Source organism: Alteromonas sp. MMG017, assembly GCF_018100795.1.
In the GTDB taxonomy this organism is placed as follows: Bacteria; Pseudomonadota; Gammaproteobacteria; order Enterobacterales; family Alteromonadaceae; genus Alteromonas.
Genome location: NZ_JAGJDY010000001.1, coordinates 452,123 through 465,769, shown reverse-complemented (window position 1 = coordinate 465,769; position 13,647 = coordinate 452,123). Strand labels below are relative to the sequence as shown.

The following is a 13,647-nucleotide window of genomic DNA, read 5'->3' as shown; positions in this document are numbered from 1 at the left end:
CATCCTAAATAGCGTTGGTGTGAGTATTAGCGCGATAACCCTGAAACTAAATCAGAATATATCAGCGTGCTTCTGCACGGTATTGTTCAACCAATCTAAAAATACATTTACCCTGGCTAAGTGCCTTACATCGCGATGGGTTGCTAGCCAAAAGGTGCGGGTAATGTTTATTTTATCTTGCAGTACCGGTTGTAGTTCATGGGCATTCTTGGCAATAAAATGAGGCAAAATACCCACGCCCGCTTTATTTCGAAGCATTTGAAATTGCGCATTAATACTGGTGCTTTTAAGGGCGTGAAGCGGCGAAAGTAGCGATTCTTCAATGAAGTTAAGTTGGGGCGCATAAATTAAATCGGGCACATAACTGACCAAGTTGAAGGGGCTTAGTTGTTCGATAGAGCTAGGGGCGCCGTGTGCTGCTACTAGGTCTTCATGCATGTACAAATTTAAGCGGTAATCGGTAAGCCTTTTGGTATACAGCAGGCCTTTCGTGGGCTTTTCTAGCAAAATGGCAATATCGGCTTCCCGTTTATTGATATTCAAAAAGCCGCTATTTGCCACTAATTCCACACAAATAGCGGGGTAGCGCTGTTTAAATTCAGCCAATGCAGGGGCTAATACCCAAGAACCAAACCCTTCAGAAGCACTCACTCTTACTGTGCCGGAAAGCTCCTGACGCTCGTCGGTTAAATCATTTTTCGCTTCTAAAATGTGTCTTTCAGCATGTTCAATGTAGTGAACTAAGCGTTTACCGTGATCGGTAAGCAAATAGCCTTTATTACTTAGCTCGAACAAATTGCAATTTAGGGCGGTCTCCAGCCTTTTTACACGACGTATCAACGTGGTTGCGTCAAGCTGTAAGTTTCTGGCAGCAATGCTAATTTTTCCATTTCTGGCTAAACCAAGAAACAGCCTTAAATCATCCCAATTCACACGATTACCTTTTTGAGTTGCTGCAAAAATGCAGCACCGTGCTGTAACTATATTGACTTGCGGTTTTTAACGCAAGGTTTCAAAATTGTAAATATTCTGTTTTTATTTTTTAGTTGTCGAGGTAGCCATGAGAACCATAACGCACTTTATTGAAGGCAAAGATTATACTGCTGACGGCGAGCGTCACGCCGATGTGTTCGCCCCTAACACGGGTAAGGTTCAAGCCCACGTTACGCTGGCTACTGTGGAAACGGTAAACCACGCTGTTAACGTTGCCCAAAAAGCCCAGCGCGAATGGGCCGCCACAAACCCCCAGCGTCGTGCACGCGTTATGTTTGAATTTAAACGCCTTGTCGAGCAAGACAAAGACAGGCTTGCCCAGTTGCTATCAAGCGAGCACGGTAAAGTGCTATCTGATGCGCACGGCGATATTCAACGAGGGCTAGAGGTTATTGAGTTTGCTTGCGGCATACCTCATGCGCAAAAAGGGGAGTACACCGATAGCGCAGGACCGGGTATTGATGTGTATTCCATGCGCCAGCCCTTAGGTGTGGTGGCGGGGATCACGCCATTTAACTTTCCAGCAATGATTCCCATGTGGATGTTCGGCGTAGCCATTGCCTGCGGGAATGCCTTTATTTTAAAACCTTCAGAGCGCGATCCATCGGTACCTGTTGAATTAGCCAAGCTCATGCTACAAGCGGGGTTACCTAAAGGCGTATTGAACGTGGTGCATGGTGACAAAGTAGCGGTTGATGCACTGCTTGACCATCAAGAGGTAAAAGCAGTCAGTTTTGTGGGCTCATCTGACATTGCCAATTATGTTTATGAACGCGGAGCCCGTGCTGGCAAACGTATTCAAGCCATGGGCGGTGCTAAAAACCACGGTATTGTGATGCCAGATGCTGATTTAGATCAGGTGGTCGCAGACTTAGTGGGTGCAGCATATGGTTCTGCCGGCGAGCGATGCATGGCATTACCTGTGGTAGTGCCTGTAGGCGAGGGCACAGCAGAAAAGCTTATCGACAAACTTATTCCAGCCATTAAAGCTATTAAAGTAAGCCATTCAGAAGATAAGTCGGCGCACTACGGGCCTGTGGTAACGACTACCCATAAGTCACGTATTGAAGAGTATATTGAACTTGCCATATCGGAAGGTGCGAATCTTATTTACGACGGTCGCACGTCTCAAATACCAGAGCACACCAACGGCTATTTCATTGGGCCCACATTGTTCGACAATGTAACGGCAGAGATGCGCTCATACCAAGAAGAGATCTTCGGACCTGTACTTCAAATTGTTCGCGCCACAGACTTCAATCATGCGGTATCGCTAGCAAGCGATCATCAATATGGTAATGGGGTGGCTATTTACACCCGAAATGGCCATGCCGCCAGAGAGTTTGCGCAACGGGTGAACGTGGGCATGGTAGGTATTAATGTACCTATTCCTGTACCTGTGGCCTATCACACCTTCGGCGGTTGGAAGCGTTCGTCATTTGGCGATACTAATCAGCATGGTATGGAAGGGGTGAAATTTTGGACCAAAGTGAAAACGGTCACTCAGCGCTGGCCTGATGGTTCTGATACTAACGACAATGCGTTTGTTATTCCTACGATGGAATAAGGCGAGTCCAACGACATAAATCTGGAGTGAATAATGACTAAAAATATTGCGTTTATTGGCCTAGGTAATATGGGCTCGGGCATGGCTAAAAACCTAGTGAAAAATGGATTTAGCGTATTGGCGTTTGATTTGAGTAATGAAGCCATGGCAGTCGCTAAAACCAACGGCTGCCAATTAGCCGAATCTGCCAAGCAAGCTGTGGAAAACTGCGATGCGGTGGTAACCATGTTGCCTGCAGGCAAGCACGTTAAGGGCATATACGAAGAAACCGTGTTACCCAATGCAAAATCAGGCACCTTGCTATTAGATTGTTCAACCATAGATGTGGCCACTGCTAAGGAAGTCGGCGGCATGGCAAAAGCGAAAGGCCTGCTCATGGTAGACGCGCCAGTATCTGGTGGCACTAAAGCTGCTGGCGACGGCACTCTTACTTTTATGGTGGGTGGCGAAAGCGCGGCCTTCGAACAAGCTGAAAAAGTGCTGTCGGCTATGGGCAAGAAAATTATTCATGCGGGGGAGTGTGGAGCAGGGCAATCTGCAAAAATTTGCAACAATATGCTGCTAGGTGCCAGTATGATTGCTACCTGTGAAGCATTTCAGTTAGCAGAAAAGCTAGATTTAGATCCGCAGGTGTTTTTCGATATTGCCTCGAATGCGTCGGGCCAAACATGGTCGATGACCAGCTACTGCCCAGTAAAAGGAGTAGGGCCAGTTAGCCCTGCAGACAATGATTTTGCAGGTGGTTTCGCTGCAGCATTAATGTTGAAAGATTTAACCTTAGCCATGCAGGGCGCTGAATCAGTTGGGGCAAATGTCCCTATGGGTGAAAGAGCCGCTGAGTTGTACCGGGAGTATTGTGAAAAAGCACAAGAAAACGGCGGGCTGGATTTTTCTTCTGTTATCAAAACCCTTTAGCCAACGCCTTAAAAGCAAGGGTTTTAGCTAAAAACTTTGTGTGAAACTTAGTTATTTAAGGTGCAAAAACGTGAGACTGAATCTCATTTTTTGCACCTTTCTCAGGTTCTATAATCTCTTACTTTCCGTACAACTACCCTCGCTCACGCTTTTGAGCAATACCAGTGTTAAAAACGCCAACCTACTACTCGGTCAACACTGCCTTTTGTTGATTTAGAACAAAGATGCTTCTTTCCCAATAGGTAAAATGAGTCATTACATCTAGTAAGCCAATAATTGATTAAATCACGGGGGCAGCTTATGCGTTCCCCACACCGTGAAACTACTCGCGCTCTTCAGGCAGCGAGATCTATTACACAGGAAGCGTTGCCGTGAAGACAGTGAAGAAGACCCCCTTCGTTTTAGTTTTTTTGTTAATTGTATTATTAGTGCTTGGTTATAACGCCTTCTTCGGTGGTGCAGAGCAAGAAGATGTTGTGTCGAGTAATGGTCGAATTGAAGCGGTTGAAATTGGTATTGCTGCCAAGGTGGCGGGAAGAGTAGAAGCCATTTATGTGGATGAAGGTGAGCAAGTAGAAGCAGGAATGCTAGTCGCTAAGCTAGATACCACGACTATTCAAGGTCAATTGCGTCAAGCCAATGCCCAGCGAGTACAGGCGCAAAGTGCAGTTGCCGCCGCACATATGGCGATTGCACAGCGTGAAAGCGAAAAAGTCGCGCTAGAGGCAGCGTTATTGCAAACCGAAGCCGAACTAAAAGCGGCTGAAGCTCACGCTAAACGCACTGATGAACTCTCAAAAACCGGTGCCGTGTCAAAACAGTTGGCGGAAGATAACCAAACTACGGTAGAAAGCGCAAAGGCAGCCGTAAATGCCGCGTCGGCCAGATTGGCCGCTGCAGACGCAACCATTGAAGCCTCTAAGTCTCAGTATTTGTCTGCCCAAGCTGCGGTAACAGCAAGCGATGCTACCATCGCGCAAATCGAATCTGAAATAGACGATATGTTGCTAAAAGCGCCGCGCAACGGGCGTATTCAATACCGTGTTGTGCAACCTGGTGAAGTAGTGGCCGCGGGTGGTCGTGTGCTCAGCCTTGTAGATTTAACCAATGTTTATATGACATTTTATTTGCCTGCTACTCAAGTAGGCCGGCTATCTATTGGCTCTGAAGCACGCATTGTTTTAGATGCCGCATCGGATATTTCTATTCCTGCCAGTATTTCTTATGTGGCAGATGTCGCGCAATTCACGCCCCGTTCGGTGGAAACTGAAAGTGAGCGAGAAAAGTTAATGTTCCGAGTAAAAGCACAAATTCCTAAAGACTTACTACAAGAACATATCGAGAAGGTAAAAACAGGCCTGCCAGGCATAGTGTGGGTAAAGCTTGATGATAGCGCAGCGTGGCCAAGTGATGTGCCTGAAATGGTAACGCTATGACCGACGTCATTACCTGTGAAGGTCTGACGGTTCATTACAAATCAACTACCGCAATCGCAGATATATCACTTCGAATTCCGCGTGGTGCAACGGTCGGTTTTATTGGGCCTGATGGCGTAGGAAAATCTACCTTGCTATCGCTCATTGCTGGTGAACGGGCGTTGCAGCAAGGTACGCTTAATGTGCTGAATGGAGATATGCGTGAGCGGGCTCACCGAGAAGCCATTTGTGCTGATATTGCCTATATGCCGCAGGGGTTGGGAAAGAATCTATATCCCACCTTGTCGGTTGAAGAAAACTTACAGTTTTTCGCCAAGCTATTTGGGCACGGACGCGCCGAGCGCCGCAAGCGTATCGACAATTTAACCAAACGTACTGGGTTGTTTCCTTTTCTATCTCGCCCTGCGGGCAAGTTATCTGGCGGCATGAAGCAAAAATTAGGCTTATGCTGTGCCCTTATACACGACCCCAAATTACTGATTTTAGATGAGCCTACTACCGGCGTAGATCCGTTAGCGCGCAGTCAATTTTGGCGCTTAATTGCTGATATTCGAGAAGGGCAGGTTGATCTGACGGTACTGGTTGCTACTGCGTATATGGATGAAGCGCAGCAATTTGAACATCTTATTGCCATGAACGATGGCAAGGTGTTAGCCACAGGTGCGCCGCAAGCGCTGTTGGCGAAAACCCAAACCGATAATCTAGAGTCGGCATTTATTGCCCTATTGCCGGAATCAATAAAACGTAATCACTTGCCCGTGATTATAACCCCTATTGATGAAAGTGCTCACGCGCCTATTGCCATAGAGGCGAAAAGTCTCACCATGATGTTTGGTGATTTTACAGCGGTAGATAACGTCAGCTTTTCTATTAAAAAAGGCGAAATATTTGGCTTTCTGGGGTCGAATGGCTGTGGTAAATCGACCACCATGAAAATGCTAACTGGGTTACTACCACAAACCTCTGGCGAAGCATGGATGTTAGGCAGTGTGTTAGATCCTAACGACATTGCCACGCGATACCGTGTGGGCTATATGTCACAAAGCTTTTCCTTGTATACCGAACTTACCGTTGAACAAAATCTGGTATTACACGCGCGGCTATTTACGAAGTCCAATAGCCAGGATAACAAGCAGCGCCAAGCTCGCGTGCAAGAGATGCTACAGCGCTTTTCACTTAGCCAATACAAAGATGCTCTACCCGCATCGTTACCGCTAGGGTTGCGTCAACGGTTGTCGCTGGCGGTAGCTATGGTACACAAGCCTGAGGTGCTGATTCTTGATGAACCCACATCCGGGGTTGATCCCATTGCCAGGGATAATTTCTGGCGACTACTTATCAGCTTAGCTAGAGAAGATGGCGTCACTATCTTTATTTCAACACACTTTATGAACGAAGCGGCAAGGTGCGATCGCATTTCGCTTATGCACGCTGGCAAAGTACTAGTAACCGATTCACCTGAGGCCATTGTGGCACACAAGCAAGCTGATACCTTAGAAGAAGCGTTTATCGACTACTTAGAAGCCGCGCAGCCAAGTAAAGATGATGTGCAAGGCGAAGAGGCTAGCTTGAAGAACGGTGTTTCTTCAGCGAGACAAGAAGCCAGCCCAGAAAAAGAAAATACCCGCCCAGTGTCTGCGGCTACAAAACAAAAGAGCCACTATAAACAGTCGCTACAACGTTTAATGAGTTATGCCACCCGTGAAACGCTGGAGTTAATGCGTGACCCAATCAGGCTGACCATGGCTTTTTTAGGCTCTATCGTATTAATGATGGTCATTGGCTACGGCATAACCATGGATGTAGAAGACTTACAATACGCGGTATTCGACCGCGACAAATCTGCCATTAGTGAGCAATACACCAATAGCCTTGCGGGTTCACGGTATTTTGTCACTCAGCCTGATATCACTAGTTATGAAGATATGGACAGGCGAATGAAAAGTGGTGAGCTGTCACTTGCCATTGAGATTCCACCTGATTTTGGTCAAAAACTCCATAAAGGTGAAGACGTAGAAATTGGCGCATGGATAGATGGCTCTATGCCTTCTAGAGCCGAAACTATCGAAGGCTATGTTGAAGGCATTCACTTAACCTGGTTGTTAGAACAAGCTTCTCAAATGAGCACGACCACTTCTACCTCGCTGATTGATGTACAATCTCGCTATTTGTATAACCCCGATATTAAAAGCTTAGTTGCCATTGTACCTGCGGTTATTCCTATGCTGTTATTAATGATACCGGCGTTGCTTACTTCATTAGCCGTGGTGCGAGAAAAAGAACTCGGCTCAATTATTAATTTGTATGTAACGCCAGTATCGAAACTCGAATTTTTGCTAGGCAAACAAGTGCCCTATATTCTTACATCATTTGTAAGCTTCATTTTATTGGTGCTTATGGCGGTGTACTTTTTTAATGTTCCCCTAAAAGGCGATGTATTCGCGTTTGCCCTAATCGCGTTACTGTTCGTCACCTTTTCTACCAGTTTTGGCTTGTTGGCGTCTGTTTTTACCAATAGCCAAATTGCCGCTATTCTACTTACTACCATTGGGACCATGGTGCCTGCGGTACAATTCGCCGGCATGATCACGCCGGTTTCAGCGCTCGAGGGTATTGGTAAAGTTATTGGAGAGATGCACCCCATAAGCTACTTCTTGTTAGCCAGTCGAGGCATTTTCAGCAAAGGGTTGGGCTTTGCTTCCTTAGATTTTGCGGTGTATGCCATCGCTATTGGCATTCCAGTTACTCTCTGGTTGTCAGTGGTGCTACTTAAGAAGCAGGAGCGCTAAGTCATGAAACTTAACAATGTACTACACCTTAGCGTAAAAGAACTGTGGAGCTTATGGCGCGACCCTGTGATGTTGGTGCTCATTTTCTATGTTTTCACCTTAAACATTTACACGGCGGCCACAGCAGTACCGGAATCTTTGCACAATGCGCCTATCGCGTTTGTGGACCACGACCGTTCGCAGCTTTCTCATAGGGTAATAGACGGCTTCGTGCCACCTTATTTCTTAACACCTGATATTATTACAGATCAAGAAGTTAACCCCAGCTTAGATACAGGCAAGTACACCTTTGTAGTAACAATACCGCCTGAATTCGAAAAAGATGTGATGAAGGGTTCAGTACCGGATGTACAAGTAAACGTCGATGCTACCCGCATTAGCCAAGCCTTTACGGGCAACGGCTATATTACGGAAATTATCGGCGAAGAGGTGGCCGCTTATGTGGCTGGGTATAAGTCAGAAACCAGTTACATTGTAGACTTAATCATGCGCGCACGGTTTAACCCCGCGTTAGAAAGTTTTTGGTTTGGCTCTGTGATGGAGCTCATTAATGCGGTGACCATGATTGCCATTATTTTATCGGGCGCGGCGCTTATTCGAGAAAAAGAGCGGGGTACGGTAGAGCACTTATTGGCAATGCCCGTATCAAGCAGTGAAATTATGCTATCGAAAATTGCCGCTACATTGTTGATGGTATGGCTTGCTACACTTATGTCTGTGTATTTAGTGATTCAATATGTACTGGGCGTTCCCATTAATGGCGACGTGTGGTTATTTATGCTGGCGGTGGCCATTCACCTGTTCGCGGTGAGTAGTTTAGGTATATTCATGGCAACCATCGCGCGCTCTATGCCGCAGTTTGGGCTGTTATTGATTCTAGTATTATTACCGCTTCAGTTGCTGTCTGGTGGTGTAACACCAAGAGAAAGCATGCCTGACTTAATTCAAAATATTATGCTTATTGCGCCTAATACTCACTTTGTTATGGCATCACAAGGCGTGCTGTATCGAGGGGCTGGGATCAGTGTGGTGTACCCTCAACTTATTGCGTTAACTGTCATTGGGGGGGCATTTTATTATATTGCTCTGCGCCGCTTCAAAAGCACCGTGGGTAGCATGGCGTAAAAAAGAAGGTGTAGCTAAGAAAGCGTGGAGCACAGGCTGTAGTAAGTGTGCAAGGATGCCATTTTTTTGCCTAAATATTGTTCATGTGCTAGGTTAAGTTTACCACATCAATAAAGGAACACATGATGAAGTCATACACCACTTTCGCTATATCTAGCACCCCCGTGAAGTACCTAACAGGTTTATTCACAGTTGTTACCTTACTGTTTAGTAGTGCAGTATTTGCGCAGCACGATAAAACTCGAAAATATGAGCAGTTTGAAATACTTGGCCAAAAAACAAAACCGCAATTACAGCGTGAATTCGATAAAGCTAAATTTGATTTCTTGGATATGTATCATGAAATAAATGAAGTAGCGAAGTTTGACGTGCTATGTTCTTACCATCGGCCTCTAGGCAGTAAAATTGCCAAAAAAACCTGTGAGCCTCGGTATGTTAAAGCTGCGCGAGCACTGTATATCAAAACCATGTCTACTAGCTCAGGGATTGTCTTTAATAGATTACCTAGCGACGAAATGGTTAAATTTTTAACCAAACAAACTCGCGAAAAAAGCTATGAACATGTAGCGGCGTTAGTTATGACGAACCCTGAGTTAAACAAAAGTTTTGCCAAACTTGAGTTTCTTCATAGTCGTTTAAATGAAGACAGTGAATAACTTAAGTACTCATGTGGGACGATAGACGGTAAACGAAGAATAGTGAATATGAAAAAAGGGGTCTACTTAGAAGAGTAGGCCCCTTTTTTGTTCGACGCTTAAGGCTATTTATAAACGCTCAGGGCTGTTTACTCGCTCACGGCTGTCTATTCGCTCAGGGCTGTCTATTCGCTCAGGCTGTCTATTCGCTCAGGGCTGTTTATTCGCTCAGGGCTGTTCTACCTACTGATACTTTCTAAGCTCTATACGCGACACCATGCCCTTATGCACTTCATCAGGGCCATCGGCTAATCGAAGTGCGCGAGCGCCTGCGGCAAATCTTGCTAATGGGAAGTCGCTACACATACCAGCACCACCATGAAGTTGCAGTGCCATGTCTACTACCGATTGCAGCATGTTGGGCACCACCACTTTAATGGCAGATATTTCTGTCATGGCGTGCTTCACGCCAAGGTTGTCTATCTTCCATGCGGCATGAAGGGTTAATAGTCTGGCTTGCTCTATGGCCATACGTGCTTCAGCAACACGCTCTAAGTTGCCGCCTAAGCGGATAATAGGCTTACCAAACGCGACACGTTCGTGGCCACGATTAAGGGCAAGTTCAAGTGATTTTTCAGCCATGCCGATGGCGCGCATACAGTGGTGAATTCGACCTGGGCCTAAGCGGCCTTGAGCAATTGCAAAGCCTTTACCTAAACCCATCACCAGGTTTTCTTTACTTACCCGTACATTATCAAAATGCATTTCACCATGACCAAAAGGGGCATCGTAATCGCCATACGCATCTAGCATTCGGGTTATGGTAATTCCTGGTGTATCTAGTGGCACAATCACCATGCTATGGCGGCTGTGCTTGTCGTTTTCAGGGTTAGATAAACCCATAAATATAGTAAATGCAGCGTTGGGATGCCCCAAACCAGTAGACCACCATTTTTTGCCGTTGATCACTACATCATCGCCATCTTCAATAATGGTCGCTGCCATATTGGTGGCGTCAGATGATGCTACGTCAGGCTCCGTCATACCAAATACGGAACGTATTTCGCCTGCTAATAGCGGGGTAAGCCATTTAGCTTTTTGGGCATCATTACCAAAGTGATAAAGCACTTCCATATTGCCCGTATCTGGCGCGTTACAGTTGAATATCTCAGGGGCGAAGAGAAATCTTCCCATACGCTCAGCCATGGGCGCATATTCAAGGGTCGTTAACCCTTTACCAAGCTCAGCATCGGGCAAAAATAAATTGGCTAACCCTGCCTCGCGCGCTTTTTGTTTAAGTGCCTCGGTGCCAGGGTGTAGCTTCCATTTTTTCCAATCACCGTGGTGATTCTCTTTATGATGAAAATCATAAACTTCATTTTCAATGGGCTCGATATGTTCAGCAATAAATGCATCAAGTTTTTCGAGTAGCGCGTTTGTTTTATCGTTATGCGAAAAATCCATGACTGTCCTCGGGTGCTTAAAAAATGGCTAGTAGCTTAAAAAGCAGTGGTAATAAATTTGATAGCTATAGCGTAGTTTAGTTACTAAAATGAATGAAATGAAATATCGTCCGCCAGTATTGTGAATGATATTCATGGTATGTTGCTCTTACAATCTCGTTACAAAGCCAGTCCAAAGCCGGTCCAATGCCGGTCTCAAAACCAGTCCCAATGACGGTATTCAAGCTGGTTCGCTAAGTAGCGTGTGACCCGAGGGGTTTAGGCACTAAAGGAATAAGTCTTCATGCAAGATAATCGACAATTTGAAAAGCTCGACTTAAATTTACTGAAAGTGTTTGAGGCCTTGTGGCAGCAGCGCAACATGACCCATGCCGCAGAATCGCTGCATATCACCCCGTCAGCGGTTAGCCATGCTATGCGAAGGTTTCGCGAAATTCTTGGCGACCCACTATTTGCTCGTGAAAAAAATCACATGCTGCCTACCGCCGCCTGCGAACGGTTAGCACCGCAAATTTTAGATGCGCTAGCTAATATTCGCCGTGCATTAAGTGAATTTACTGCGTTTAACCCAGCTCACAGCCATCAGCGTTTTGTTATTGCTATGCAAGAATCGCTAGAGCTTAGTGTACTACCGGCATTATTGGCCAAGCTTGAAGCACATGCGCCTAATGTTGAAATCGTGAGTGCGCGATTAAATCGCGACACTATGGTGGCCGACTTAAGCAATCGCAATTTACATCTAGTGGTAGACATAGGGCGGCCAATTTCACCGCCAGTTGAACATTGTTTGCTTACTCGTGACAACTACGCCGTTCTGATGAATACGCAGCATGCTTTACGTGACAGCCTAAGTGCAGAGGCTTACCTAAATGCCCGTCATATTACGGTGTCGAATAGAATTAAAGGGGCATCGGTAGAAGAGATTGCCCTGCAGCAACTTGGCGTCAGTCGCCCTTCGTTATGGCGTTGTCAAAACTATCGGGCTGCGGCAGAGGTTACCGCTAACACCAATGCACTGTTAACCTTACCAGGCTCCATTGCCAACGCCCTTGCTGACGAAAGGCTAAGTATTGCAGCACTGCCATTCGACTTACCTGCATTAGAAACACATTTGTATTGGCATCAACATCAAGAAGGCGAGCCAGGGTTAATGTGGCTAAAGGCGCTGGTATTACAGTTGTTTGCGTGATCTGGTTATTGGGCGTAATGTTTGCTAGTATTTCAGCATAAATTATTGGCTTGTTGTGCTAAAAAAGCCAAACCTACAGTGCACCTATTAACGCACGTATAAACAACGACAGCGTTTAACGGCTCGAGAATCTAAATGAAGATCCACACCATTTCTGGCTACATTCAACACATCTACCTAGCAGAGCACGACCATGGCTTACTGCTATTAGATGGCTGTAGCCGCGCAGATGTTGAAACGGTGAGCCGGTTTATCACTGATACCTTACATCGGCCTTTAAGCGACTTAAAATTGATTGTGGTATCACATATGCATCCCGACCATGCTGGTGGGGCGGTTCGACTAAAAGCGTTAACCGGAGCGCCTATAGCAGCGCACCCAAAAGCTAAAAGTTGGTATGCAGGCTTAATGGGCAGAGCAGCTCACGCCATTGATTTGGGCCTGACATGGTGGGTAGCAAACCGCATAGGCAAGCAGCGAGAATCTATTTGGTATAACCCCGTATTGCGTGCTGATATTCTGCTGGAAGATGAGCAAAATCTGCCCGTGTTTAACGAGTGGAAAGTACTTTACTCACCCGGTCACACTGACCACGACCTTACCATCATGCATGAGCCCACGCGGCAAGCGTATGTTGCCGATTTATTGGTGAAGGTGAAAGGTGAGTTAGTACCACCTTACCCCTTATGTCACCCAAATCAGTACCGTAAGTCGTTACAACGCATTGCGCAGTCGTCTATAGAAACGATTTTCTGTGCGCATGTGGCACCGGTACAGTTGGTTGATATTCCCTTTGACCACGTTATCGAGAATGCGCCAACCTTGCCAAAGAATCACTGGCATTCAGCCAAAAACCGCATTAACCGAAAGCTGTTCGGCAAAACCGCTCAGCACTAGTGGGTTCAGCAAAAGTGCATAGTGCAAAAGCGGCTGTATGTAAAAGCGCAATAGCGGCAGCCGCTTTAATACAAAGCCAGCACGCTATCATCAGGTAGCCTGTATTACCCTTGGGTAAATTGCTCGTAAGCTAACATGGCATCGGCGGCGTACATCAGCGAAGGGCCGCCGCCCATATAAATGGCCATTCCTAGTGTTTCTTCCAATTCTTCTTTAGTAACACCTAGCTCAACTAATGCTTTTACGTGAAAGCCAATACAGCCGTCGCATCGTGTTGAAATGCCAATGGCTAATGCAATAAGCTCTTTGGTTTTTTTATCTAGCGCGCCATCTTGCGTTGCCGCTTTCGCCATGGCTGAAAACCCTTGCATGGTGTCGGGTATGCCAGCACGAAGAGACTTCATGTTATCTGAAATGCGTTTAGTAATATCAGGGTACGATTTGCTCATTTGATGATCCTTGTTATCGATTTTATTCGGCGAATTAATGACTACTCAGTTAATACCAGCCTGTTAATTCACGCTGACAAATACCCAGTAGGGACTAATAAATCACCCAGTAGGGAAGAATAAATCGCACTATGCAGTGCGGATAAATTCTTATATGCCAGTGCACCGTGAATGGGTCAACCGTGATAA

Annotated in this window: 11 protein-coding genes; 8 read left to right on the top strand and 3 right to left on the bottom strand. The window is 46.0% G+C overall.

Features of this window, described 5'->3' with window-relative positions:
- Positions 1 to 51 precede the first annotated feature (51 nt).
- Positions 52 to 933, bottom strand: coding sequence for a LysR family transcriptional regulator (locus tag J8L84_RS02035; RefSeq protein WP_211069221.1), 882 nt, complete (start codon positions 931 to 933; stop codon positions 52 to 54).
- A gap of 127 nt (positions 934 to 1,060) precedes the next feature.
- Here J8L84_RS02035 and J8L84_RS02030 point away from each other — a divergent pair, with 127 nt between their 5' ends.
- The 6 genes from J8L84_RS02030 to J8L84_RS02005 all read left to right on the top strand — a co-directional run bounded on the left by J8L84_RS02030 (position 1,061) and on the right by J8L84_RS02005 (position 9,481).
- Positions 1,061 to 2,560, top strand: a complete 1,500-nt coding sequence (locus J8L84_RS02030) for a CoA-acylating methylmalonate-semialdehyde dehydrogenase (protein WP_211069220.1) — start codon at positions 1,061 to 1,063, stop codon at positions 2,558 to 2,560.
- A 33-nt stretch (positions 2,561 to 2,593) separates the two neighbouring features.
- Positions 2,594 to 3,475 carry a 3-hydroxyisobutyrate dehydrogenase gene (gene mmsB / locus J8L84_RS02025; protein ID WP_211069219.1) on the top strand — a complete coding sequence of 294 codons (882 nt, stop codon included), beginning with the start codon at positions 2,594 to 2,596 and terminating at the stop codon, positions 3,473 to 3,475.
- 371 nt (positions 3,476 to 3,846) lie between these two features.
- The gene (locus tag J8L84_RS02020) at positions 3,847 to 4,911 is read left to right on the top strand and encodes an HlyD family efflux transporter periplasmic adaptor subunit (protein WP_348771795.1); all 1,065 of its coding nucleotides are present in this window, start codon (positions 3,847 to 3,849) and stop codon (positions 4,909 to 4,911) included.
- Entirely contained in the window at positions 4,908 to 7,700 is a 2,793-nt protein-coding gene (gene rbbA, locus J8L84_RS02015; protein WP_211069218.1) for a ribosome-associated ATPase/putative transporter RbbA, read from the top strand. The genes J8L84_RS02020 and rbbA overlap by 4 nt, the downstream gene beginning before the upstream one ends.
- Positions 7,701 to 7,703: 3 nt before the next feature.
- A complete protein-coding gene (locus J8L84_RS02010) occupies positions 7,704 to 8,825 on the top strand; it encodes an ABC transporter permease (RefSeq protein ID WP_211069217.1) in 1,122 nt (373 codons plus the stop codon).
- 122 nt (positions 8,826 to 8,947) lie between these two features.
- Positions 8,948 to 9,481 carry a hypothetical protein gene (locus J8L84_RS02005; protein WP_247670490.1) on the top strand — a complete coding sequence of 178 codons (534 nt, stop codon included), beginning with the start codon at positions 8,948 to 8,950 and terminating at the stop codon, positions 9,479 to 9,481.
- Positions 9,482 to 9,703: 222 nt separating this feature from the next.
- On the opposite strand, the gene J8L84_RS02000 is transcribed toward J8L84_RS02005, so the two are convergent.
- Positions 9,704 to 10,924: an acyl-CoA dehydrogenase family protein gene (locus J8L84_RS02000; RefSeq protein ID WP_211069216.1), complete on the bottom strand. Its 1,221-nt coding sequence runs from the start codon at positions 10,922 to 10,924 to the stop codon at positions 9,704 to 9,706.
- Positions 10,925 to 11,206: 282 nt separating this feature from the next.
- Here J8L84_RS02000 and J8L84_RS01995 point away from each other — a divergent pair, with 282 nt between their 5' ends.
- Together J8L84_RS01995 and J8L84_RS01990 are read left to right on the top strand one after the other, a co-directional pair.
- Complete coding sequence (locus J8L84_RS01995; RefSeq protein ID WP_211069215.1) at positions 11,207 to 12,112, top strand: LysR family transcriptional regulator; 906 nt, start codon at positions 11,207 to 11,209, stop codon at positions 12,110 to 12,112.
- A gap of 135 nt (positions 12,113 to 12,247) precedes the next feature.
- Positions 12,248 to 13,009 carry an MBL fold metallo-hydrolase gene (locus J8L84_RS01990; protein ID WP_211069214.1) on the top strand — a complete coding sequence of 254 codons (762 nt, stop codon included), beginning with the start codon at positions 12,248 to 12,250 and terminating at the stop codon, positions 13,007 to 13,009.
- 104 nt (positions 13,010 to 13,113) lie between these two features.
- On the opposite strand, the gene J8L84_RS01985 is transcribed toward J8L84_RS01990, so the two are convergent.
- Positions 13,114 to 13,458 (bottom strand): carboxymuconolactone decarboxylase family protein, encoded by a 345-nt coding sequence (locus tag J8L84_RS01985; protein ID WP_211069213.1) that lies wholly within the window; start codon positions 13,456 to 13,458, stop codon positions 13,114 to 13,116.
- Positions 13,459 to 13,647 lie beyond the last annotated feature (189 nt).

Coding starts and splice junctions, on each gene's coding strand:
- J8L84_RS02030 (WP_211069220.1), top strand. CDS start 1,061: ATGAGAACCATAACGCACTTTATTGAAGGCAAAGATTATACTGCTGAC.
- mmsB (WP_211069219.1), top strand. CDS start 2,594: ATGACTAAAAATATTGCGTTTATTGGCCTAGGTAATATGGGCTCGGGC.
- rbbA (WP_211069218.1), top strand. CDS start 4,908: ATGACCGACGTCATTACCTGTGAAGGTCTGACGGTTCATTACAAATCA.
- J8L84_RS02010 (WP_211069217.1), top strand. CDS start 7,704: ATGAAACTTAACAATGTACTACACCTTAGCGTAAAAGAACTGTGGAGC.
- J8L84_RS02005 (WP_247670490.1), top strand. CDS start 8,948: ATGATGAAGTCATACACCACTTTCGCTATATCTAGCACCCCCGTGAAG.
- J8L84_RS02000 (WP_211069216.1), bottom strand. CDS start 10,924: ATGGATTTTTCGCATAACGATAAAACAAACGCGCTACTCGAAAAACTT.
- J8L84_RS01995 (WP_211069215.1), top strand. CDS start 11,207: ATGCAAGATAATCGACAATTTGAAAAGCTCGACTTAAATTTACTGAAA.
- J8L84_RS01990 (WP_211069214.1), top strand. CDS start 12,248: ATGAAGATCCACACCATTTCTGGCTACATTCAACACATCTACCTAGCA.
- J8L84_RS01985 (WP_211069213.1), bottom strand. CDS start 13,458: ATGAGCAAATCGTACCCTGATATTACTAAACGCATTTCAGATAACATG.